This is a genomic window from Alteromonas sp. ABV4_515 (genome assembly GCF_056160345.1).
Genome location: NZ_JBSWWZ010000005.1, coordinates 155,897 through 180,457 on the forward strand (window position 1 = coordinate 155,897; position 24,561 = coordinate 180,457).

At 47.8% G+C, this 24,561-nt stretch carries 22 protein-coding genes; 7 read left to right on the forward strand and 15 right to left on the reverse strand.

Annotation, left to right across the window (positions count from 1 at the left end; all coding sequences use genetic code 11):
* From ACXAGX_RS12930 to lipA, 5 genes are all read left to right on the forward strand, one after another.
* Nucleotides 1-852, forward strand: coding sequence for a septal ring lytic transglycosylase RlpA family protein (locus tag ACXAGX_RS12930; RefSeq protein ID WP_474838819.1), 852 nt, complete (start codon nt 1-3; stop codon nt 850-852).
* Nucleotides 853-1,021: 169 nt separating this feature from the next.
* Nucleotides 1,022-2,218: a serine hydrolase gene (locus tag ACXAGX_RS12935; RefSeq protein WP_474838820.1), complete on the forward strand. Its 1,197-nt coding sequence runs from the start codon at nt 1,022-1,024 to the stop codon at nt 2,216-2,218.
* Between the two features lie 85 nt (nt 2,219-2,303).
* A complete protein-coding gene (gene ybeD / locus ACXAGX_RS12940; RefSeq protein ID WP_070124191.1) occupies nt 2,304-2,567 on the forward strand; it encodes a DUF493 family protein YbeD in 264 nt (87 codons plus the stop codon).
* Between the two features lie 72 nt (nt 2,568-2,639).
* Nucleotides 2,640-3,224, forward strand: a complete 585-nt coding sequence (gene lipB / locus ACXAGX_RS12945) for a lipoyl(octanoyl) transferase LipB (RefSeq protein WP_474839125.1) — start codon at nt 2,640-2,642, stop codon at nt 3,222-3,224.
* Nucleotides 3,217-4,179 (forward strand): lipoyl synthase, encoded by a 963-nt coding sequence (lipA, locus tag ACXAGX_RS12950; protein ID WP_474819960.1) that lies wholly within the window; start codon nt 3,217-3,219, stop codon nt 4,177-4,179. Before lipB ends, lipA begins: the two co-directional genes overlap by 8 nt.
* 72 nt (nt 4,180-4,251) lie before the next feature.
* On the opposite strand, the gene ACXAGX_RS12955 is transcribed toward lipA, so the two are convergent.
* Genes ACXAGX_RS12955 through ACXAGX_RS12965 form a run of 3 tightly spaced genes read right to left on the reverse strand, consistent with a single transcriptional unit; the run spans nt 4,252 to nt 6,987 of the window.
* Nucleotides 4,252-5,973 carry a GGDEF domain-containing protein gene (locus tag ACXAGX_RS12955; RefSeq protein ID WP_474819956.1) on the reverse strand — a complete coding sequence of 574 codons (1,722 nt, stop codon included), beginning with the start codon at nt 5,971-5,973 and terminating at the stop codon, nt 4,252-4,254.
* 5 nt (nt 5,974-5,978) lie between these two features.
* On the reverse strand, nt 5,979-6,185 hold the full coding sequence (locus ACXAGX_RS12960; RefSeq protein ID WP_474819954.1) for a hypothetical protein: 207 nt from the start codon (nt 6,183-6,185) through the stop codon (nt 5,979-5,981).
* A complete protein-coding gene (locus ACXAGX_RS12965) occupies nt 6,169-6,987 on the reverse strand; it encodes an SAM-dependent methyltransferase (protein WP_474838821.1) in 819 nt (272 codons plus the stop codon). Before ACXAGX_RS12965 ends, ACXAGX_RS12960 begins: the two co-directional genes overlap by 17 nt.
* 247 nt (nt 6,988-7,234) lie before the next feature.
* Between ACXAGX_RS12965 and ansA the strand changes: the two genes are divergently transcribed.
* Both ansA and ACXAGX_RS12975 read left to right on the forward strand, forming a co-directional pair.
* Nucleotides 7,235-8,245, forward strand: a complete 1,011-nt coding sequence (gene ansA, locus ACXAGX_RS12970; protein WP_474838823.1) for an asparaginase — start codon at nt 7,235-7,237, stop codon at nt 8,243-8,245.
* A gap of 12 nt (nt 8,246-8,257) precedes the next feature.
* Nucleotides 8,258-9,094, forward strand: coding sequence for a DUF2797 domain-containing protein (locus ACXAGX_RS12975; protein ID WP_474838824.1), 837 nt, complete (start codon nt 8,258-8,260; stop codon nt 9,092-9,094).
* Nucleotides 9,095-9,214: 120 nt separating this feature from the next.
* Here ACXAGX_RS12975 and ACXAGX_RS12980 read toward each other — a convergent pair whose 3' ends face one another.
* The 12 genes from ACXAGX_RS12980 to glgB form a co-directional block, all read right to left on the reverse strand.
* Nucleotides 9,215-9,463 carry a hypothetical protein gene (locus ACXAGX_RS12980; protein ID WP_474838826.1) on the reverse strand — a complete coding sequence of 83 codons (249 nt, stop codon included), beginning with the start codon at nt 9,461-9,463 and terminating at the stop codon, nt 9,215-9,217.
* Nucleotides 9,463-9,681, reverse strand: a complete 219-nt coding sequence (locus tag ACXAGX_RS12985) for a hypothetical protein (protein ID WP_474838828.1) — start codon at nt 9,679-9,681, stop codon at nt 9,463-9,465. Before ACXAGX_RS12985 ends, ACXAGX_RS12980 begins: the two co-directional genes overlap by 1 nt.
* Complete coding sequence (locus ACXAGX_RS12990) at nt 9,681-12,476, reverse strand: DUF349 domain-containing protein (protein ID WP_474838829.1); 2,796 nt, start codon at nt 12,474-12,476, stop codon at nt 9,681-9,683. The genes ACXAGX_RS12985 and ACXAGX_RS12990 overlap by 1 nt, the downstream gene beginning before the upstream one ends.
* On the reverse strand, nt 12,466-12,756 hold the full coding sequence (locus tag ACXAGX_RS12995; RefSeq protein ID WP_070124213.1) for a YeaC family protein: 291 nt from the start codon (nt 12,754-12,756) through the stop codon (nt 12,466-12,468). Before ACXAGX_RS12995 ends, ACXAGX_RS12990 begins: the two co-directional genes overlap by 11 nt.
* Nucleotides 12,753-13,082 (reverse strand): hypothetical protein, encoded by a 330-nt coding sequence (locus ACXAGX_RS13000; RefSeq protein WP_474819925.1) that lies wholly within the window; start codon nt 13,080-13,082, stop codon nt 12,753-12,755. The genes ACXAGX_RS12995 and ACXAGX_RS13000 overlap by 4 nt, the downstream gene beginning before the upstream one ends.
* A gap of 119 nt (nt 13,083-13,201) precedes the next feature.
* Nucleotides 13,202-14,866: an alanine/glycine:cation symporter family protein gene (locus ACXAGX_RS13005; protein ID WP_474838831.1), complete on the reverse strand. Its 1,665-nt coding sequence runs from the start codon at nt 14,864-14,866 to the stop codon at nt 13,202-13,204.
* Nucleotides 14,867-14,916: 50 nt separating this feature from the next.
* Entirely contained in the window at nt 14,917-16,044 is a 1,128-nt protein-coding gene (locus ACXAGX_RS13010; protein WP_474838832.1) for a M14 family metallopeptidase, read from the reverse strand.
* Nucleotides 16,045-16,262: 218 nt separating this feature from the next.
* Complete coding sequence (locus ACXAGX_RS13015; protein ID WP_474838833.1) at nt 16,263-17,708, reverse strand: glyceraldehyde-3-phosphate dehydrogenase; 1,446 nt, start codon at nt 17,706-17,708, stop codon at nt 16,263-16,265.
* Between the two features lie 472 nt (nt 17,709-18,180).
* A complete protein-coding gene (gene msrB, locus ACXAGX_RS13020; RefSeq protein ID WP_474819914.1) occupies nt 18,181-18,582 on the reverse strand; it encodes a peptide-methionine (R)-S-oxide reductase MsrB in 402 nt (133 codons plus the stop codon).
* 21 nt (nt 18,583-18,603) lie between these two features.
* Entirely contained in the window at nt 18,604-20,151 is a 1,548-nt protein-coding gene (gndA, locus tag ACXAGX_RS13025) for an NADP-dependent phosphogluconate dehydrogenase (RefSeq protein ID WP_474838834.1), read from the reverse strand.
* Between the two features lie 138 nt (nt 20,152-20,289).
* On the reverse strand, nt 20,290-22,365 hold the full coding sequence (glgX, locus tag ACXAGX_RS13030; RefSeq protein WP_474838835.1) for a glycogen debranching protein GlgX: 2,076 nt from the start codon (nt 22,363-22,365) through the stop codon (nt 20,290-20,292).
* A 14-nt stretch (nt 22,366-22,379) separates the two neighbouring features.
* Nucleotides 22,380-24,548 (reverse strand): 1,4-alpha-glucan branching protein GlgB, encoded by a 2,169-nt coding sequence (gene glgB, locus ACXAGX_RS13035; protein WP_474819901.1) that lies wholly within the window; start codon nt 24,546-24,548, stop codon nt 22,380-22,382.
* Between the last annotated feature and the right edge of the window lie 13 nt (nt 24,549-24,561).

Genomic DNA, 24,561 nt, shown 5'->3' on the forward strand with positions numbered 1-24,561 from the left:
ATGTGCGCTAAAAATTGGTTATTGCTTATTCTGGCAGTACTCGTAACGGGCTGCCAGTCATCCGGTCGCTATGCTCAGCACAGTGATTCGGCTCCCACGTTTGTCTACGACGAACCGGACTACATCGATGCTGATCCTCAGTATGAGCCTTATCGCGAGTGGAATTCCCGTCCTTATGAGGTACTGGGTAAGCGCTATTTCCCCCTGTTAACCGGAAAAGGGTTCGTCGAAACCGGGCAAGCGTCTTGGTATGGCCAGAAATTTCATGGCCACCTCACATCCAATGGCGAAACCTACAATATGTTTTCTATGACGGCGGCACACAAAACGTTGCCGCTGCCGTCTTATGTGAAGGTCACCAACCTGAGCAACGGTAAAACTGCCATTGTGCGGGTGAACGACAGAGGCCCATTCCACTCCGACCGTATTATTGATTTATCGTACGCCGCCGCGAAAAAGCTCGACTACCAACAGCATGGTACGGCGCAAGTGAAACTGGAAGTCATCCATTTTGATAAGAATAATCAGGTCACGGTAGGCAACCAACCAACGGTTTCTTACCAGGAGTATGCCGGCATTGTTCCCCTGCCCGTTGAGCCAGAGCCTAAAGAAATCACAGAACCAGAAGGTTGGTATATTCAGGTGGCCGCGGTTAGCGACGCAGAGCGAGCAAAAAGTGTGTCTACGGTCTTATCTCAACTTTATCAGGTTCCTGCTGAAATTCCCCTTGTTGATAACGTGTATAAGCTTCGACTTGGCCCATTAGCTGACCGCTTCCAAGCCCGCATGCTGCTCGATGACTTAAAACAAAATGGTTATCCGGGTGCCTATTCAGTGGGCGCGGCATTGTGAGTATTCAGCAAATGTGGCGCTCATCTGGCAATTCAGTGTTATTCCTGTGGAATCCATCGACGAGCGCTGTATTTCGGTAAACTTTTTGGGTAAAACCTAGTCCAAGCGGAACGCTTACGTTAAAATTCTCAAGATTGTCTTAAATATAAAAACGGTAATTGAAATTCCCATGCATAAAACTATAAACCGCGCTAAACCGACTTTCATGACCGCCATGATCCTCATGTTGCTCATGACCTTTGTTGCCAAAGTTCAGGCAAAGGTTGTCATTCCACCGCCACCAAAAGTGAACGCGAAAGCGTTTATTATGATGGACAACGAAACGGGCTTTGTGATTGCCGAAGAGAATGCTGACGAGCAACTCTACCCTGCCAGTCTAACCAAAATGATGACTACCTACGTCATTGGTAAAGCACTGGAAGCCGGAAATATCAGCATGGACGACATGGTGCCAATTTCTAAAAATGCATGGGCAAAGAATTTCCCGGATTCTTCCAAAATGTTCATCGAAGTAGGTACTGAAGTAAAAGCCTCTGATTTGATTCGCGGTATTATCATTCAGTCAGGTAACGACGCTTGTGTGGCCATGGCAGAACATGTAGCCGGTTCAGAAAGCGCGTTTGCCAGCATGATGAACGCATACGCGCAATCTTTAGGTATGACGCACTCTCACTTTGTAAACAGCCACGGTCTGCACGACCCTGAGCACTATGTTACTGCCCGCGATATGATGCTGCTATCTCAGGCACTGGTTTCAGAAACCCCTGAAATCTACGATATCTACAGTGAAACAGAATTCAGCTATAACGGCATCAAACAGCACAACCGTAACAGCCTGCTGTGGGATCGTAACCTGGACGTAGATGGCATTAAAACCGGCCATACTTCAGATGCGGGATACAGCCTCATTACTTCTGCGGTTGATCCAAAGCAAAATGGCCGTCGCATTATCTCAGTGGTTATGGGAACAGAAAGCATTTCTGCCCGTAACGAAGAAAACCGCAAACTGCTGCGCTACGGTTTTGACTTCTATGAAACGGTAACACCTTACAAAGCCGGTGATAGCTTTGTATCGCACCGCATTTATATGGGTGACCGTGAAACGGTAGACCTTGGAATTAACCAATCTACCCCCATTACCATTCCTAAAGGTCAGGCGTCGAATTTACAAGCAAACTTCGAACTCGATAAGAAACTCGAAGCACCGCTCGCGAAAGGTCAGGTTGTAGGTAAGCTGTATTTGCAACTCGATGGTGAAGATGTGGCGGAGTACCCGCTTGTAGCGCTGCAAGAAGTTAACGAAGGTGGATTCTTCGACCGTGCTTATGATTACCTGATGCTGCAGCTTGGTTGGGGTGAAGAATAACCACCAACAGGTTGTGCTAGTTCATAAGCGGCCAGATTGTTATAATCTGGCCGTTTTGTTTATTTGAAGATGTAAGGAAGTCGTAATGGATACCCGTTTCGATGAATTGCTGGACTTTCCCTGTTTCCAGACTTTTAAAGTAATGGGCGTTGCCCACGAAGATTTACCGCAAATGGTAGTAAGCTGTTTGCAAACCCATGCGCCTGGTGACTATTCACCGACAGTAAAACCCAGTGCCAAAGGTAATTATCACTCGGTGTCGGTGAGTGTAAAGGTAACCAGTAAAGAACACATGGAAACCATTTACACTGAATTGGCGAAAGTTGAACTGGTACGGGTTGTTCTGTAAGTGACAGCACCATCCTATCCGGTGATTGTTCGCCAACTACACCGACGTCCGTATGAGCCCATCTGGCACGATATGCGGCGCTTCACTGATGAAAGAGGCAGTGAAGATACCGATGAAATTTGGCTGGTTGAGCATGACGCTGTATTCACCCAGGGGCAGGCAGGAAAGGCTGAACATATTTTGATGCCCGGTGACATTCCGGTTGTTAATGTGGACCGCGGCGGTCAGGTTACGTACCATGGCCCAGGCCAGCAAGTTATGTACCTGATGTTGAACATAAAACGTCGCAAATTGGGCGTACGCGAGCTGGTCACAGCGATGGAAAATGCGGTTATTGCTTTGTTGGCCGACTTCAATATTACTGCTTACGCCAAAAAAGACGCCCCCGGCGTTTATGTGGATGAACGAAAAATTTGTTCGTTAGGATTGCGAATTCGTAAAGGCTGCTCGTTTCATGGACTGGCGCTCAATGTTAATATGGACTTAGCGCCGTTCGATCGAATTAATCCTTGCGGTTATGCCGGTATGGAAATGATTGATACTGCGCGTCTGTCAGGCCCCCAATCACTCAGTGATGCCGGCCCTGCCCTGACGCAACACCTGCTGAATATATTGAATATCAGCGAGGTCATAAATAAAGAAGGTTTTGATGAGTAACGCACGTCCTAAAGCCGGAGTTAAGCTCCGCGATGATGAGAAAGTAAAACACATTCCTATCACCATTATTCCTACTGAAAAGGAAGAAATGTTGCGTAAGCCGTCGTGGATCAAGATTAAGCTGCCACGTACGACAGATCGCATCGACGAGATTAAACAGACACTGCGTAAAAACAAACTGCACTCTGTGTGTGAAGAAGCCTCCTGCCCCAACCTGGCTGAGTGTTTTAATCACGGCACGGCAACCTTTATGATCCTCGGTGATATCTGTACCCGTCGTTGTCCGTTCTGTGATGTGGCCCACGGTAAACCCCTTCCGCCTAGCGCTGAAGAACCAGAAAAGCTGGCGAAAACCATTGCTGAAATGAAGCTGAAATACGTGGTAATTACGTCCGTAGACCGGGATGATCTTCGTGATGGCGGTGCGCAGCATTTTGTCGACTGCATTAACGCCATTCGTGAACACAGCCCTGCCACAACTATTGAGGTGCTGGTTCCGGATTTCCGTGGTCGTATGGACCGCGCACTGGAAATCTTTAAAAATGGCGTACCAGATGTATTCAACCACAACCTGGAAACCATCCCTCGTTTGTATCGCGAGTGTCGTCCCGGCGCAAACTATCAATGGTCGTTGGACTTGCTGAAGAAATTCAAAGCGCAACACCCTGATGTGAAAACGAAGTCCGGCTTGATGATGGGCATGGGCGAAGAAAACGAAGAAATTGAAGGTGTGCTGCGGGACTTGCGTGCCCACGATGTAGACATGCTGACATTAGGGCAATACCTGCAACCGTCACGTCACCACTATCCCGTAAAACGTTACGTGCACCCTAACGAATTTGATGCGCTGGGCGATTACGCTAAAGACATTGGTTTCGTTCACGCTGCCTGTGGCCCTATGGTGCGTTCAAGCTACCACGCAGACCAACAAGCTGCCGGTAAAGAAGTTAAATAATTTATCGCCTGCTACAAACACAAAACCCGGCATCTGCCGGGTTTCTTTTTTATTGGTTAGGATTATTCGGTGTTAACCAAACTGCGTTAGATTACTGTTGTATTCGTAAACTTGATTCCGGCCAAATCGCTTCGATTGATACAGTGCCAAATCTGAAGCAGAAAACAAATTGTCCAAACTGTATCCTACTTGCAAGCTTGTACTAACACCGAAGCTCGCAGAAACTTTGAATTTGTGTCCTGAAATGCTCGAGTCGATTTTTTCAATGTCTTGTCGGCATCGCTCAGCCAACTGAAAACTGTCTTTGGCAGAGAGCCCCGTTACAATTAAGCCAAATTCTTCACCGCCCATTCGGGTAACGATCCCTTCCTTAGGACACACTCGTAACAGTGAAGCAGCAACTTCACGTAATACCCAGTCGCCCACCTGATGACCGTAGGTGTCATTCACACTCTTAAACAGATCAAGATCGAGCAGTAACATAGAAACTGGCTGACCCGATTTCTGCGCCTGTGTAAGTAGCGTAACGGCTTTTTCACTAAAGAAGCCACGATTATATAAACCGGTGAGGCTGTCTCGGGTGGCGAGATAACGCAATTTGCGGGTTAACTTTCTACTACGGTAACTCCAAAATAACAGCGCCACCCCAACAACGGATACCATTGCTAACGCCAGCATGGTGGTTTTCATTTTCTGGCCAGAATAAAGCGCTTCCGCCTGAAGCAGTTTATTTTGTTTGTCTAGTAAGAGAATTTCATTTTCTTTGGCTTTCACATCGAAGGTGGCTTTTTGGTACGCCAGTTCCCGAATACTTTGCTCCGACGTAAGCAGTGCTTCAATGTCCTGTTTTAACAGTAAATATTGGTAGGCTTTTTCATAGTCCTTTCTGTCCTGATAAATGTCTATCAGAATGCGATAAGCGCCTTTTACACCCTGTTTATACTCACCTTGCGAGTTACTGTTTATGGATTGAATCGCCAGGGCTTCGGCTTCATCAATTCGATTTTCGCCCAGTCGCATTTCCGCTTGTGAAAGTAAAAAGCTGCCAGATAAAGGCGCAAATTTGAGTTCATCCACACGCCAATTGGCTTCTCTTTCAATGATCCTGGCTTTATTGTATTCGGCCGTCGTTACATAGAAGTCGAGCAAGTGAACAAAGTTAAATGCAATAAAGAAGGTTTCGCCGGCACGCTTACAGCTATCGATGGCTTCGTTGAACTGCAACTCGGTTGCCTTTTTTACCTCGAGGTTCATTTCGGCACGCATTGTTCTCGCAAAACATCGTAGCTTGCTGTCGGCAACAGTACTGTTGAGAATCTTTATGACCATAGACTCTCCCTGTTGGCGTAAACCTGCCGTATTATAAAATACAAGCATTCCCTTCCAACCAGCAGCCAGAAGATTGGGGTCATCAATAGTTTCTAATTGTTGTTCTACATCTTTAGAAAGTGCAAATGCGTAATCCCATTCACTTAAATGCGCCGACAAACTAAGCAACGATTTAGCTAATTTGATCCTGGCTTCACCGGGGGGCAATTTATCGTAGAGTCTTTTGTAGTTCTCAGACAAGGTTTCAAACGGAATGTCTTTGGTAGTGAAATAGATAGATAAATAATCGTAAAAATCTCTATCTGAACCTGATAGTTGTTTTTCATCAAGATCAGCAAGCAGCACCTTGGCAGTTTCCCAGTCAGACAATGCCAAAGATTCTATATGTCGTAATCTTTCATGGTCGTCGACAGCAAAACATGCTGTCGATGTGAAGATTAGAAAAACAACTAACCAGTATTTCATTGGGTTCAGGCAACCTTGGGGTTCTTTTCCGGTTCAGGGTCCGGCGTTGGCTCTGTGGGCTCGTTTGGCTCTGTTATTGTCATTATTGGCTTCATTTCTGCGGCTTCTGCTTTTAGTGCGGCAATGCTGTTTAGCTCATCTACGCTGAGGTCGTCAACAGAACGCGTTGTGTCGTTTGCCAATGATGCCAGAATTTCAATTGCTTTTGTCATGTGTGCTTCCTTGTTGCTGTTGTAATTGATGTAATTTATCCAGAATGGCGGTGTTTTTAGTGAGCTTCTTACATGGCGGCACCACCAAGGTGGTCACCAAAGTAAGATTTGCCTCTGGAAGACAATTAAGGGGTATCCATTCAATGCGCGTTTTATCGGTAATTAAGGTAGGGCATTCATAGAGCGCCACAGCGTGATCGCTGGGGTAGCCGTAATGTTCAGTTAACATCGACACCAACACTTGTCGCTGCGCTGCACTCGACGTTTTTGCGGTAATGGTTAAATCGCCGGCAAGCGCAATTTGCCATAGGAACAGATAGGCAGATGTATCGATAACACGCTCGAACATCATTAACTGACTGGCCTCAAAGTGCTGACTGCCATAAGCCCCCGGGTCAATCCCCATATCGGCGTAAAGACAATCTTCTGCAGAAATGCCAGGCTCCATATGCGCAGAAAACCCTTCCTTTCGAGCTTGCGCGATGGCGGTATGAGGTACTTGAGCGAACACGCCAGGATGACCGTAAAACGCCCCCACCACAGACTTACCGCTGCGAATTTCAGTCATGATCAATTTAACCATTTCCTGATAAGTCACTCTGCGGTCTTTTCCATCTGCGTACAATGACTGCAGTGAGCGGGTGTCTTTATTCATGGTCGCCAACCAGCGCTCCATAATAGGATGGCAATTGGTGAACACCACATCGGCATGCTCGATATGACTACGACAACGGGCGGACATGTGCGCACCCAACGTCATACCAGGGCCGACACAAACTAAACTTCCTGTATTACTTTGCATGGTAACAACCGTACTGCTTATTTATTATTTATATTCATCGGTTCTGATCTGGCCATTTATTTTTATGCTTAGCCGACCGAATAGCCCTAATTATGCCGGACTATTTGCGCTGGGCAAGTGACAAATGCCCTCGCTGGCATAAAATTGAACAAAGATGTGATCCAGAATAACCCTGCCTGAGTAGCCAGCAAGTTGATGACTTGCCTATCAGGGCTGTTACAATACGCCGGATTATCAGGAGTACGTCATGAGAAAACACATGTATATCGCTTATACCGGCGGCACCATCGGTATGAAACCCTCTAAACAGGGCTATGTACCGGCTTCAGGGTTCTTAGGAAAAACACTGGAAAACATGCCAGAATTCCACCGCCCGGAAATGCCCTTGTACACCCTTCATGAATACGACAACCTGATTGATTCATCAGACATGAACCCTTCAGACTGGCAACGCATCGCCGACGATATTGCCGCAAATTACGATAAGTATGACGGTTTCATCATTCTGCATGGCACCGATACCATGGCGTACACCGCCTCGGCACTCAGCTTTATGCTTGAAGACCTCTCGAAACCGGTTATTGTAACGGGATCGCAAATTCCGTTGGCAGAGCTGCGTTCTGATGGCCAGGTTAATCTGCTAAATGCGCTTTTCGTTGCAGCAAATTATCCTATTGCTGAAGTTGGTCTGTTCTTCAATAACCGCCTGCTACGCGGAAACCGCAGCCGCAAGGTAGACGCAGACGGGTTTAATGCCTTCGACTCGCCGAATTTCCCCCCTCTGCTTGAAGCTGGCATTAATATCCGGGTTAAAGCAGGCAAACTGGCGGAACCCACAACCAAGCCACTAAAAGTCTGTCAGGTAAAATCACAACCCATTGGCTTAGTCAGCTTGTATCCGGGTATTGCTTCTGAGGTGATTAAAAACACCCTTCAACAGCCCGTCAACGCCTTAATTTTGCTTAGCTATGGTGTGGGTAATGCTCCGCAACAACCGGCGTTACTGCAACAATTGCAATACGCTGCCGAACGGGAAATTGTGGTGCTCAACTGCACGCAATGTTTGCGCGGTCGTGTGAATATGGGCGGCTACGCCACGGGTAACAGCCTACGAGAAGTAGGTGTGTTATCTGGTAGTGATATGACACCTGAAGCGGCTCTGGCCAAACTGCATTACCTGCTGAGCCAGAATTTCAGTTATGAAGAAATCAAACAAAAGCTCACCACGAATTTGCGTGGCGAACTTAGCGACGGATAAGAAAACGCAAGCATGCAAGAATACACTGGCTCTTTGAGCAGAATGAAAGTCTCCGTGAATGACGAACACCAAGTGCAATACACCCTACCCATTGGTGACCACCGCGTTGACATGAACAGCCTGATTGGCAGCGAGATAACGCTAACGTCAGCAGGTGAAATTCGTTGCGTACATTGCGACAAGAAAACCAAAAAGAGTTTCAATCAGGGCTACTGCTACCGCTGTTTAATCACCCTTGCACAGTGTGACAGTTGCATTATTAAACCTGAACTCTGCCACTATCATGAAGGTACCTGCCGCGAACCGGAATGGGGCGAAGCTCACTGCCTGAGTGATCATTTTGTGTATTTGGCCAACACCGGCAATTTGAAAGTGGGTATTACCCGCCACGTCAGCGATGCCGTATCGAGTCGTTGGATGGATCAAGGCGCATCGCAAGCACTGGTGTTCTTAAGAGTGAAAGACCGGCTTACCAGTGGCTTGGTGGAAACCCTGTGCAAACAGCATATTGGTGATAAAACGAACTGGCGAACCATGTTAAAAGGTGCGCCGGAACAGCAGGATCTTGAGGCATTGAAAACGGCGTTGTTGGAAAAAATTGATGCGGGCCTTGATGAGATCCGCCAGCAACATGGACTGGATGCAGTTAGCGAGGCGGCAACGCCGGCTGTGGAGATTAATTACCCCGTAGAGACCTACCCGGTGAAAATTAAATCGATTAACCTGGATAAAACCCCCGCGTTTACCGGTGTACTAACTGGTATCAAAGGGCAGTATTTAATGCTCGACGAAGATCGGGTCATTAATATCAGAAAATATTCAGGTTATCAGGCAACGCTTTCCGTTTAAGAGCGATTTTCGTCTCTCTGGCTAATCCTGTGGTCATTTTCCGTCAGGAATTACTGTAGCCTCATAAATCGAAGCTGTGTATACGAAAAAAGCGACAATCACTGTCGCTTTTTTTTCGTTTTACAATCCATCTTCCGCACTGACTAATTCGTAGATACGCACAAATTCATCATCCAGCGAGTTGTTCGGCATACTTTGCCCTGCTCTGTTGTACCAGTATCGGGCGTTAGGCATATCACCTTCCTGACGATGCAGAAACCCATGTATCAGACAGGAAAAGGCATCATCAAAGTTTTCCACCATATTATGAGATTTCTGCCAATTGCCCTGACCGGCTTCATTCAGTGCCTGTAAATGAAAATCCGCCATTAATGACACTCCTCGCCACCCATCTCCCGGGCAATATCGTCGAGTTTTGCTGCAGTGTCATCAAAACTGCCATCGGCGTAGCGATATTTGATGAGCACATGCTGCGCACTTCGACCACGTTTTACCACCAACTCTTTCGCATCGAAGTGTTTTACTGTGTTTAAAAACCGGTAGGCATTGGGCTCGGTCTCAAAAACAAACTCTACTTGCACCAGCATTAACGCACTCCCTTCAGTACCACTGCATTTTCCTGCACGGTACTTAGGATAACCGCCATTCGTTGCAACTCATCAGCTTGCGGTACGCCACAGGCTAACCAATTAGCGACAGAATCAGAGAAAGAATCTTCGTCACCCCTTTCCAAACGGGCAGCCATTAATGACAACTGAACGTCTCGACGCTCTTGCATCAATGCTGCAGTAGCGGGGATGTCTAGCTGAATTTCAAGAACATGGGCATACCAACTACGGCTATTTGCGGGTTGTGTCGTGTTGCCGGAAATCGCCGACCGCCATATTTTGGGCAGCGCGTCCCAACTTTCGGCATCCTGTGGTTTCACAGAACCATCAGACCAGAGCGATAATACTTCAACCAGCGCAATTATTGCGCCCCGTCGATCGTCCAGCGCATTTGCTTGCAATTGGCTGTCCACACTACGGCGGAGCTTATCAATCCGTTGCTGGATCACAGCCTGCTTGCGGCTGTCCAATGTTTTCATGGTGTCAATGAGCGGCACAAGTGCGGCATCAACGGCCTCAGGCTGTTGGTGCACCGAGCGGCTTATGGTTTTAATCTGCTCGAGTAAACGCTCCACTTCATCGCTTTGTTGCTTCTGCTGCGCTTGTCGAATAGATTTCACCTCGTTAAAGAGCTTGTCGTTTACCTCTTTAAACGCTTGCCATAAACGCGTTTCATAACGCTTGCCGGCATGCCCTATTGTCTTCCAGTGCTGCTGCAATTCCTGTGCTCTGGCTGCACTTTGTTGCAAATCATCACTCTCGGCAAGGGCTTTGGCTTCATCGATCACCGCCTGCTTTTTACTGCGGTTATCAGCAAACCAAGCGGTTACACGTTCGTTAATCGGCGCAAGTGCCTTATCCCAACGCTTTTTAAGGCGGGTATATTTATCTTTTTCTACTGTACCGGCATCTCGCCAGCGCTGTTTCAGCTTTTCAAGCTGCCTGGACATAGCGGCAATATCATCTTCCTGTGAAGACAGCGCGCTAAGCGACTGAATTAATACTTCACGGACTTCAGCGGCCTCGGCTCGTTGTCGCTCTTGTTCTGCATAGAATTCACGGCACGGCGCAAAGGCTGCTTCAAGTGCGTTATCGAAAGCCTGGTCCTGCTCGTCTTTTGGCTGTCCAACAGAAAGTGATTGCCACTGTTGGCGTAGCTGCCTGATATTTTCTGCACGGGCTGGAATATCGTCAGTCGGACTGGCTGCTAACTGCTGTGCCTGTTCCAACATGGCGGGTTTACGTGGCGCGGCCAGATAACTTTGCCAGCCTTCAAGACGGGAAATTTGCTCGCTAACCTGACTATAGCGTCGGCTGAGTTGTTCCTGCCCGCGTGCGTCTAACGATTGGTAAGCGGTTTCCAGCTCACTGAAACGACTCATGGCAGCACGAAAACGCCCAGAATCGACAAGATTTGTGATTAGCGACAATAACCGACGACACTGCTTTAAGCCTTGCTCGGCCTGTGCGCGGGCTGCTGTTTCGTGTTGCTTTTGGCTACGCGATACCGCTCCCCACCGCTTACGCCAGCTAGCGCTGACCGGATAGACTAAATTGTCTGATTCAGCCCACTGCTTGTTCAACCCCTGCCATTCATCAGCAGGCAATGGCCCGGAGGTTTCGGTGCTAAGTGCTTCTGCGCGTTTAAGCACATCCAGCAAACGTTTCGCAATTTGCTGCTGGGCAGAAAACATGTCTAGCTGGGTAATGAGATCAGAGATAGTTTGTTGCAGTTGACGATATTCCCGCATATCAGGATTACTCGCAAAATGGGTTAAGGTGCTCTCAAGGTCGCGTACCTGACCATTTACCGACTCAACATCCTGTAGCGTAGCTTCACACAGGCGTTCGGTATATAACCATTTCACCTTTGCTGTAGCATCGTCTACCTGCTGTAAGAATGCCTGACGGGACGCCTCGGCTTCACGGGCAGCGGATTCTGCTTTCCACACAGCTTCCAGTTTATGATGATGGCGACTGACTTTGTCTTCCAGCCGTTCCCGCTTTTCGATCAATGTAGAACGAACGTCCTCATTGAACACATCAAGGTGTTCGTCCAGCGCAGCCATTTCTTGCCGACAAGCAGACAGACGTGCATCAACATCGTTGAAGTCGTGTCGGTCGGTCAGGGCTTGCAGCTTGGATAATGTCAGCGTGTAAGCCTGTTCAAGTTGTTTCGGCTTCTCTGCCGCTTCGGTAAGCAAAGAAAGCTTGTCATTAATGCGCTGACTCAACGATGCATCATTGGTTTTTTTCAACAACTTATTTAAAGATGGGATATCTGCTGCATCATTAATGATTTGCTGTTGCACACCTGCAGAGGCATGACGACTGTAAAATTGTAGCGTGAAATCACTACGCCCAATTTTTGCCAATAATGACAACACGAGATCGTCACCGAGTGACGCATTCTGCTGGGATTCCAGCACTTTTTTTACAAGTTCAACCGGTGCCTGCTTGATCAGGTACTCGGCTTTTTCCTCGGCTGAAATTTCGGTACTGGTAGGGTCGCCAACCACATCCTCAACCCGACTAACAGCACGACGCCGAAGTTTTGCATCATTCGCCGTCTGCGACATTTTTAGCCAAAGCGGAAAAGAATCCAGTTTCTCTAATGCGGCCAGGCTGACATCACAGTCATCATCGTTAAACGCAAGCTCGTGCAAGGTGGCGCGTTCTGTCGCTTTTTCCGGTGATAATTTGGCGATAGCCTGAATACGTTTCTCTGGATTGGGACTGCTGTGCGCGGGTGAAAATAGTCGACTAAATATCATCCTGACTGAACCGGGCTATGGTGTTTTCATCTTGTTCCGCCTGAAGTGCTTCGCGGAACTCTCTTTTGCTTTTGTGCACAATTTCACCGGCTTCATTCACCGTCATGTGCTCAGAGGATTTTTCAATTTTTGATTGATAAAGCAATACGGCCTGCATACAACTTTCGCGTTGTTCTTCTGACAACACTGTGCCATCAGGCCATTTCCCGGTTTCGACAGCCTGACGGAGGCGCGTGTACACCTCTGGTGTCATGGCTGAGAGTAATGCATCTATATTCATGAATTAAATCGTTTCACAATAACTAATCTGACACGGTTGATAACATACCACACAAAGCCGATGACCGTGGCGGTTATCGCAATGTTATGCTGCATATCACCCGGTTTAGTGCCCCCCACATACATAAAGAGGAACCCTGCGACAAAAAGCAGAACGGCCAGCAAAGACTGGTTCTGAATACTCTGATGTTTTTTGTAACGCTGAAGACTCTGTTTTCTCAGAATATCTTCAGCAGAGGCATCGCCTACCTGAAATCCGCAATGCGGGCACACGTCGGATTTATCTGAAATCTTCTTATTACACGCTGGACAATCTGTTAATGCCATTATTGCTCCTGTACGTTTATTTTGCTGCTTACATCTTCGTCATGTTGTTCCGTCGTCGATGACAAACGCATTGTGCAAAAAAGGGCACCAACGTGCCCTTTTTCGTTATCTGGCTGACTTTACTTATCGTCGCGGACCCGCGTCCAATATTCATCAACCGTCTGCTTCATTTCCTTGCTTAGCATTACTATACCAAACAGGTTAGGCAGTGTCATAACAACAATCGCTACAGCCGATAATGCCCATACCAGTGTGGTATCTGAAAACGATGCCCACACAAAGCCTGCCACGTAAATGACTCGGTATGGCATCACAGAGCGTGGCCCAAGCAGATAAGTCATGGCACGGTCGCCGTAGTACGACCAGGCTATCGCCGTAGAGAAGGCAAACAACATTAAGCCAATTGACACAATGTACTGACCAAAGCTGCCGAAATAGCCACGGGTAAAGGCAATGGTAGTGAGTGCTGCCGAATGCACCAATGATTTACCAGATACTTCAAGGTTGGTTTTTACTGGCTTGCCGTCTTTAATTTGAAGTGTTCCCGTATAGGCATCTTCATCGCCTAAGGAATAACTCACATCTTCAGCAATTGAACGGGCATTAATCAGCGTAAAACCTTCACTTACCGCGGTACCGTTAACAACTGAAATAGGGCCGGTGTAGTTCTCAACACCACTGCCCTCTATATCGTTGAGGTACTTGTACAGCGCTTCTTTGTCAGCTGGATTGTCGTCTGCATAAACACCTTGAACAAAGTACATGTCTGAACGATCGAAGACGTTCTGGTGTTTTTCTTTCCACACACCAGACGACAAAATAACCAAACCGGTGACAGTACAAATGAGAATGGTATCGATGAATGGCTCCAGCAGTGACACCATACCTTCCGATGCCGGCTCGCTGGTGCGTGCCGCGGCGTGCGCGATTGGCGCCGAGCCCTGACCCGCCTCGTTAGAAAACAGTCCACGGTTAACACCACGGTTAAATGCATAGGCTAATGATGCCCCAAGGAAACCACCCGCAGCAGCTGAACCGGAAAATGCATCACCAATAACCGCAGCGAAAGATGGCCCAATGTTCTCCGCATTCGCGAAAATAACGGCAAGGGCACCAATCAGATAGACAACCGCCATAATAGGAACAATTTTAGAGGTAAAAGCAGCGATACGCTGAATACCACCTAAAATCACCAAAGCCAGTAAAATACCCAGTACACTTCCCACTACCAGTGGGTCAAAACCAAATGTCGCTTCAATACTCTGCGCAATACCATTACTTTGCGGCAGATTACCGGTGCCGAAAGAACTGACTACGGTGGCGATAGCGAACGCCACTGCCAACCATTTCATGTTAAGACGACGATCCATGTAATACATAGGACCACCCGCCATGGTGCCGTCTTCCGTTTTAACACGGTATTTGTGCGACAGGGTGACTTCCACAAATTTTGTGGTCATACCCAAAAAGGCGGTTGCCCACATCCAAAACAGTGCTGCCGGACCACCCAAGAATATGGCAAACGCCACACCGGAAATATTACCTGTGCCCACAGTACCAGACAGTGCAGTCGTTAGTGCACGGAAGTGTGTGGTATCCCCTTCCTCGCCGTCTTTGTCATACTTGCCGGTTACCACCAACCAAGCATGTTTAAAGAAACGGATTTGTGGAAATTTAAGATAAACCGTAAAAAATAGACCAACCCCAAGCAGTACGAAGGGGAACCATGGAGCGCCCCCAAGCATGCCATCAAGTGACGTTAAAAAATTATACAAGCCTTCCAAGACGAGTTCCCCTCAATACTTTTGTTGTTATGTATGTTGCGTGATTATTATTATCGCAGCTGTGACACTACCGCACGCACGGCAACGAGTAAATCTTCACCGAGTTGACGACAGCGTTGCACGGACCAGCCATAAACTGGGTCCGGTAAATTTTTATTATCTTTAAAAGGCATTTCGAGCGTGTAAGCCAGGCAGTCGAATTTCTCGCCTACCGCATTTGACGCAACAGTCAGGTTTGCTTGGCCAGGTTGGTCTTTCGCGTAACCAAACTCGTCCTGGAATTCAGGTGTGGCCAACAGCAATGCAGATTTGAATGTATTTTCAAGATGCGCAAGTCGCTCTGAGTAACACGGAATACCCTCACTGCCAGCGACAAAGTTATAAGGCAGTGCCTCATCGCCGTGGATATCCAGATACATGTCCACACCGGTTTCAGCCATGGTATTCAATACGTACAATACCTCCGGGCTCTTTTCCGCCGACGGCGTGGCCCACTCGCGGTTCAGGTTCGTTCCTACCGCATTGGTACGCAGATGGCCTCTTGCAGAACCATCTGGATTCATATTCGGCACCACATAGAAAACGGCTTCATCGAGCAAATGTCTGGCAAGCCCGTCTTGTTCATCAAGCAAGCGATAAATAAGGGCTTCAGCACACCACTCTGCCATGGTTTCTCCTGGATGTTGGCGGGCCGTGATCCAAATTTTCTTTTTCGTGGGCTCTTCTTCACCAATAACCAACAGATTCATATCACGACCGTCGAGGGTTTCGCCCAGGAAACGGTGTTCACAGCGCAGCGACATTTGCGCGTCGCCAACGAGATCGAGGTGGCGTTCGTAGCTGTAGGGAATGAAATAAGCGAAATAAACGGATGACTGTTCGGGAGTGAAACTGAACGTAAGGTTATCGCCGTCGAATTCACTGTTTACACGGAACCAGGTCTGACGGTCATAGGATGCCAGTACATCATAATCTTTCCAACCACCGGGATACGCAGACTTCGCTAATTCAGAGATAGTAATATTGTGTGTTTCAAACACGTCACCAAACAAACGGAAGTGAAACCACTGGTAGAAATCGGATTGATTGTCTTTGTTGATACCCAGAACGATGTTGTCTGGAGAGTCGGCTTTGATTACGCGAATGTTGCCGCTGTCGAATTGACTGGAGATATGCATGGTACTGTCGTGCCCTTATATTTTTGCCGCTTAATTTAGCATAGACAGCCTCGTAAATACCACGTTTAACATCCCTGCAACGACTATTCTGTCTGAGTTTTGCGCAGTTCGCTCATTGGGCAGACCATGGAATAAGAATACCTCGCCATTTGTACACCAGGCATAAAAAAACCGGTGCAACCAAAAGGCAGCACCGGTAATAACGCCTGCGTTACAACTTATGCAGGTAACGTTGGGAAAGTGATCCCCGCCATGTCACGTACTACGCGAAGAACCTGACAGCTGTAGCCAAATTCGTTGTCGTACCATACGTACAGGGTTAAACGATTTTCAGCCACGATGGTCGCTTGCGAATCCACCACACTGGCAGCCCGTGAACCGACTAAATCGGTAGAGACAATTTCTTTACTTGCGGTGTAATCAATTTGATGTTGCAAGGTAGAAAACAGCGCAGTGTCGCGAAGAAATTCGTTAACGGCTAACTTATCGGTAGACGTTTTCAAGTTCAGATTCAAAATCGCCATCGATACGTTAGGGGTAGGTACACGAATCGCATTGCCTGTGAGTTTGCCAGCCAGCTTGGGATAGGCTTTCGCCACGGCTTTTGCAGCACCGGTTTCGGTGATAACCATGTTAAGTGGTGCAGCTCGGCCACGACGGTCAGCTTTATGGTAGTTATCAATCAAGTTTTGATCGTTAGTGAAACTGTGTACCGTTTCCACATGACCTGACTCAATACCATATTCTTCGTCCAGTGCTTTCAGTACTGGCGTAATCGCATTGGTGGTACAACTCGCAGCAGATAGAATGGTATCTGAAGCCAACACATCTTCGTGGTTCACGCCATGCACGATGTTCTTGATATCGCCTTTACCCGGCGCCGTCAGTAGCGCCTTAGCCGCACCTTTCGACTTCAGGTGCATACCTAAACCGTCGCGGTCACGCCACATACCCGTGTTATCAACAACAATGGCATCGTTGATACCGTATTTGGTGTAATCCACTTCATCAGGACTGTTAGCGTAAATAATTTGAATAAATGAGCCGTTTGCTTTGATTGCTTGGCGTTCGTGGTCAATGGTAATACTGCCATTGAATGGGCCATGCACAGAGTCACGGCGCAGTAAGCTGGCGCGCTTTTCAAGGTCACCCTCTTTACCACCACGGACAACAATGGCGCGTAAACGCAATTTGTTCGCTTTACCCTGTCTTTCGATAAGCAAACGGGCAAGTAAACGACCGATACGTCCAAAGCCATACAGCACCACATCTTGTGGCACTTGCTCGTCGTCTTCATTGACCACGTCACCCAATTTTTCAGCCAGATAGGCTTCGAGATCTTTTTGATCCACCGCGCTGCCGTAATTGAAATCGAATGCAAGCTTACCAATGTCAATTTGAGATGGCGCCAGAGACATAGTGGTAAGGGCTTCTAGGATTGGAAAGCTCTCACGTAAACGCAGCTTGATGCCTTCATGAAGACGAACCTTACGGTGAGCCTTAATGATATCAATCACGCTCGCGCCCAGTAATGAACGACCGTAGACTGATACTTCCACTGAATGGTTTCTGTAGAGTTTACCTACCAGTGGCAACATCATTTCAGCGTATTCCTGACGCTCCTGCCAGCTGCTTTGCAATTCCTGTTCAAACTGTTGATTCATGCCTTTGCCTTCGCCAATATAATTTAACCAGAGTGCTCATGCAGGCTGTGTAAGGTGTAGGGTACACAAGGTGTTAAATTCGTTCTCTGCATGAACGACAGCTATTCTATGGAAAGGTGTGCCGATAACCAAACTGTTGAAAAATTTCAGAAATATAGATTTTTTTGTTCTCTCGTCGATTTCTTTGGTAAGTTTCCAACAATAAATGGAATTCTTCCCAACAGGCAGCAAGAATCTTCATCCAGCAAATTAGGTAGCAGTTTTAAAACGGTAGGATTACAGACAGGAAAACAGCGTGAAAAGCGTTGATTGATCAATTTATAAAGAAAATGGCTGTTCTAGCAGTTACAAAATTTCTGAAAACAACTTTCATGGTAATTTTCTGTATTTTTTAGATTTATGGACATCCCATAAACAAAAACACCGCTTATGATATAAGCGGCGTTTATTTTTTAACCACAAGTGAAGTGTGCTAGCCGCGTATTAACTCATCCTTTTCAGTTTTAAACGAAAGAGACAACGAGTTCACGCAATAACGCTGGCCGGTTTCGGTAGGGCCATCGGGAAATACATGGCCCAAATGGGCTTTGCACGACTTACAAACAATTTCGGTGCGGCGCATACCGTGACTATTGTCTTGATGATACTCAACGTTCTCATCATCAGATTGTCGGTCGAAGGATGGCCAACCACAATGTGAGTCGAATTTTGCATCTGCAGTAAATAGCACTGCGCCACAACACTTGCACAAGTACTCACCGGGGCGTTTCTCATTCAGCAATACACCGGTAAACGGGCGCTCTGTTCCCGCCTGACGGGTAACATGATACTCGTCGTCGGTAAGCGTTTTTTTCCAGTCTGTATTGTCTGTCATGATGCACTCCGGTTAGCTAATCTATTTTTTGATAGCAACCTGAGGCCTTGCTGGATCACTCCAATCAAGGTGGAACTTCTTACCTGCCGGCTTATCAACACGTTGATAAGTGTGCGCGCCGAAATAGTCGCGTTGGCCTTGCAGTAGATTCGCAGGTAGCACTGCGGTGCGGTAAGAATCGTAGTAACTCAATGCTGACATCATTGCTGGGCATGGAATGCCTGCCAAGGCGGCCTGCGCCAGTGATTCACGCCAATCAGATTGATATTCAGTGATTTGCTCGGCAAAGAATGGATCAAGCAGCAAGTTAGCCAGTTCTTCGTTGTTTTCGTACGCTTTTGCAATAGACTGCAAGAATACTGCGCGAATGATACAACCCGCGCGCCAGATTTTTGCAATACCGCCAAAATCCAGTTCCCAGCCATGTTCTTTCGAAGCAACGTCCATTAACTGGAAGCCTTGAGCGTATGCACAGATTTTTGAACAGTACAGCGCATATTCCAGCTTATCGATGGCCGCAAATTTCTCTTCATCAGAAAGCGGCTTCACATCGGGACCTTGCAATACCTTACTGGCAGCGACACGCTCATCTTTAAGGCTTGAAAGGCTGCGAGCAAATACTGCTGAGGTAATCGTTTGCGCCGGGCTACCTACTTGTAGCGCACTGACTGCGGTCCATAGGCCGGTGCCTTTTTGACCCGCTTTGTCGAGGATCACATCCACCAGCGGTACACCCGTTTCAGGGTCGAGCTGTTCAAGCACTTCCGCACTAATCTCAATCAGATAGCTGTTAAGTTTCCCTTTGTTCCAGCGACGGAACACTTCAGCAATTTCTGCTGCAGACATGTGCAAGGCGGTACGCATAACCTGATACGTTTCACAAATGAGCTGCATATCGGCGTATTCGATACCGTTGTGCACCATTTTCACATAGTGACCAGCACCCACTGGGCCAATATACGTGGCACACGGCTCGCCTTCTGTTACCGGTTCACCCGGCGTGAAAGATTCGATAGGCAGACCACTTTGTGCATCAACCTTCGCTGAAATCGCTTTTAAGATGGGTTCTAATCGTGTCCAGGCATAAGGATTGCCTGATGGCATAAGTGACGGTCCGAAACGGGCACCGACTTCACCGCCTGACACAGCGGTGGAGAAAAAGATGAATTTACTTTTATACTTCTCTTCCCGCTCTACGGAATCAGTCCAAAGACTGTTACCCGTATCGACGACAATGTCATCGGCCTGTATGCCCGCATCAATCAGGTGCGAACAAACGTGGTCTACTGGCTCACCAGCAGGCACAGACAGAATTACCATGTGAGGTGACTTTAACTTACTGAGTAATTCTGTGTACGAGCTACAACCTTCAACTCGGGCTGGCAAATCGCCACGCTCTTCTTCGTCTTTGGCAATGATGGCGTCGACTTTGGTTTGATCCAGGTCGAAGCACGCTACGCGAAAACCATGATCAACAAGGTTAAGCGTTAGGTTGGCGCCCATTACGCCTAAACCAATAAAACCAATATCACACTTAGGATCAGTGTGTTTTCCATCTTCTTTTTGCATTGGGTGTCACCTCAGGTTACAGATGGCTGCGGATCATACCACCCGTTATACGCACGAACACTATAAGAAGCGCTTTTTTCGTTGATTTATTGTGTAAACAAGACTGTTTGCCTATTCCCTAAACACCAGTAAACCTGTTCACGGCACAATTTGTGTCATTCTGAACACCGCCACACTTCGGGCCGCTTGCAGAAACACCCGCTGAATACAAATATCAGGTTGTTCCGCTAAAGAAACATAGCGTGTATCGACAGCTAATTCCCAGGCCATTTTGGGAGAAAGGGTTGGCAAATTAAAACGTTTGTCTTGTGTACTGGCGTTGAAACACAGGAACCAGTGTTCGCCGCTGTCATCGGTTTGTGTAGTACCGCGAATTTCCACACCGAAAGCCTGACTGTTTGGCGACTGCCAGTCTTCAGACTCTTTATCCTGGCCATCGGGTTTGTACCAGCGAATTGCCGATACATTGGTAGTACGCTGGTATTCATCGTCATCTAACAACAAATTCGACAGTAAGGTGCTTTCCCGTCGCAGACCAGTGACGTACTGACAAAAATGTAAAAAGTCAGACTGACGTTTGTTGAGAGCCCAATCGTACCAGTTTAAGGCGTTATCCTGGCAATAGGCATTGTTATTACCGTTTTGCGTTTTGCTCAACTCATCGCCGCCCAAAATATGCGGGACACCCTGAGACAACATCAGTGAGACGAACAAATTGCGCTTTTGTCGCTCACGCAGTTGCAAAATGGCTTCGTCACTGGTTTTCCCTTCTACACCATAGTTGGCCGACAGGTTGTGCCCGTGACCGTCTCGGTTATTTTCGCCATTCGCTTCGTTGTGCCGCTCAACGTAGCTCACCATATCATGCAGTGTGAAACCATCGTGGTAAGTGACATTATTCACCGAGGTGTAAATGGGTCGGAATCCTTTATGAAAAATATCTCTGGAGCCCATTAATCGGGTAGCGAATTCTCCTGTTAGTGCATGATCACCACGCCAGAAAGCGCGCACAGTATCGCGATACCGGTCGTTAACTTCCAGCCATGGTGCTGCAAACGCGCCCAATTGATAGCCGTTAGGACCAATATCCCAGGGCTCGGCCACCAGCACGATATTTTTTAATATTGGATCTTGCGCCATGGCTTTTAACAGACCGGATTGTGCCGAGAAGTTTTGTGGATCACGTCCCAGGCAGACCGCCAAATCGAAACGGAAACCATCGATCCCAATAACGTCTACCCAATAACGCATGGCATCCATGATCATCGTCATCATAATGGGCGTTGACGTGTTAACCGTGTTTCCGCAACCAGAATGGTTACTGTATACAATCGCGCCGGCTTTGGTTTGCTCGTAAAGATACGCCTGATGAGGAAACAGACCTTTAAACGACAACACTGGGCCGCCGTCTCCGCCTTCTGCAGTGTGGTTGTAAACCACGTCGACGATCACCTCAAGACCTGCTTTATGGTAGGCATCGACCATGGCTTTGAGTTCTCTTACCGCATCTGCTTTTCCATAACGCGGTTCAGGGGCAAAATAATTGACCGGGTTGTAGCCCCAATAGTTAGTCATTCCCTTTTCGGTGATGTAAGGCTCAGGCATAAACGTGAACAAGGGCATAAACTGCACCGTAGTCACACCTAAGTCCACAAGATGTTTTATGACATCAGGGTGCGCAGCACCGGGATATTTTCCTTTATCTTCATCAGGCACGTTAGGATGTAATTTTGTCATCCCTTTCACATGCGCTTCATAAATGATGCGCTCATGAGGCTGATAACTCGGCCTTGCTGGCCGTTCACCATTATCGTGACTGACCACAACACATTTGGGCACCATAAACTGGGAGTCATGCTCGTAATGTCTGGCATTCCAATGAATGGGACGACTCAGCTTTTGTGCATAAGGATCGATGAGCAGCTTCTCTGCGGTCACGTGATGCAGCGCATCTTCTCCCCGCTCTACCCGGTATGCATAATGTTGATGTTCACCTACCCCTTCAACCTCACAATGCCAAACCTGTCCGGTTTTCGCAGCCATGGGGATTTCCGCCACAAGCTCTTCGGTGTCGCTTTGAAAAAGACACAGCACCACCGCCCGCGCATCTGGGCTGACAACGGCAAAATTGCAGCCGTGCTCGGTGAGCGTCGCCCCTAAGGGTGAAGGTGAACCTGTTGTAACCGTGTTACTGCCGAAAGATTCCTGTTGCACCTTGCCAGGTTCTCCTAATCAAATAGCCAATACAGTGTTGCGAGTGGCGGTAGGTTAACTTCAATTGAATAGGGTTGATCGTTCCACGGCACCGCTTGCGCTGTTACTTTTTCAGCCACCGGGAAGTCGCTTCCCCAAAACGCACTACTGTCTGAATTGAGAATAAGTTGATATTCACCCGCATCCTGCACGCCCACTCGAAAAGCTTCACGAGGTGAAGGGGTGAAATTATTCACCACATACACCTTCTGCGAACTCGACTTTGCTTTTCTAACAAAAGACAGCATGCTCAGTTCAGCATAATTATGGTCAATCCAGGCAAAGCCCTCGTGACTGTGGTCGAGTTCATGCAGAGCGGGATATTGACGGTAAAGTTGATTAAGTTTACGGTACAGCGACTGAATACCGCGGTGTTTCTCAAACTCGAGTAACCACCAATCCAATTGGCTGTCGTGATTCCATTCCCGAGATTGGGCAATTTCGTTGCCCATAAAGTTCAGCTTTTTACCCGGGTGTCCGAACATAAAGCTTGCATAACAACGTTGGTTGGCCGCCTGCTGCCACTCATCCCCTGGCATTTTACCAATCAAACTGCCTTTGCCATGAACAACCTCGTCGTGGGAAATCGGCAGCACAAAGTTTTCATCGAAGGCGTACACCATTGAAAAGGTAATTTCGCCATGATGGTATCGACGGTAAGCCGGGTCCTTGCTGATATAGTGAAGTGAATCATGCATCCAGCCCATATTCCATTTGAAACCGAAACCCAGGCCGCCACTTGAGACCGGTCTGGACACGCCCGGGAACGAGGTAGACTCTTCAGCAATGGTCATGATACCAGGATACGCCTTGTACACTTCCTCGTTCATCCAACGCAGCAGACTAATGGCTTCGTAGTTCTCGTTGCCGCCGTGAATGTTAGGGATCCACTCCCCTTCATTGCGCGAGTAGTCGAGATAAAGCATAGACGCCACCGCATCAACCCGTAAACCGTCGATATGGAATTTGTCAGCCCAAAACAACGCATTCGCCACCAAAAATTGGCGTACGGTGTCTTTGCCAAAATCGTAAATGCAGGAATTCCAGTCTGGATGCCAACCTTTACGCGGGTCGTCGTACTCATAAACGTGACTACCATCGAAACGGGCCAGGCCATGGGCATCTTCAGGAAAGTGCGCAGGCACCCAGTCGACAATGACACCAATGCCTGCCTGATGGCATTTATCGACAAAAAATTTGAAATCGTCAGGGGAACCGAAGCGGCTGGTAGGTGCATATAATCCAACCGGCTGATAACCCCAGGAACCGTCAAAAGGAAATTCAGAAACAGGCAGTAGTTCCAGGTGCGTGTACCCCATGTCCTGCACATAAGGAATCAGTGTTTCAGCCAGTTCGCGATAGCTCAGATAGCGTTCACCACTGTCTTCTGCTGGTCGCTTCCATGAGCCCAGGTGCACTTCGTACACACTCATCGGCGAATGATACTTCTCGTTCTGACGCGCCTGCATCCAGGCATCATCCTGCCAATCATAGTTGTCGTGATTAAATACTCGGGACGCGTGTGAAGGATATTGCTCAGCAGAATACCCTAGTGGATCTGCCTTGTGTGGTAACGGGTTGCCCCAACCATCTTTAAGCTCATATTTGTAACGTTCGCCCTCGCCTACGCCTGGAATAAACAACACCCAGTAACCGATGTCTGTTTTTTGCATAGGATGACAACGACCATCCCAGCGATTGAAATCGCCGATGACGGAAACGGCAGTTGCATTAGGGGCATATACGGCAAAGCGCGTACCGTCCACTTCATCGATGACTTTTAGCTGGGCACCCGCCTGTTTGTAGAGGTTTGCCGGCTCATGATCGATAAAATGAACAGCGTGATACGCTTCATCGGTGAACTGATAAGGGTCAGCTACGATGTGGTCCTGGCCTGTACGTCTGATCACCAGTTCATAGCGCTGCCCTTCTTTAAGTCCCTGGATGGGCGCTGAAAATAAATCGGAATCGCCCTGCCGGTCGAGTGTGCCGAGCAGTTTAGTTGATTTGATACTGCGGACGGCAACCTTATCAGCATCGGGGATAAAAGCGGTGATAATAAGACCGTTGTCGGTCTTCTGTGGACCCAGTACGGAAAAAGGTGAATTACATCGAGCCTGTGCCAGTTGCTGCTCTACTACCATTACTTACTCCTTT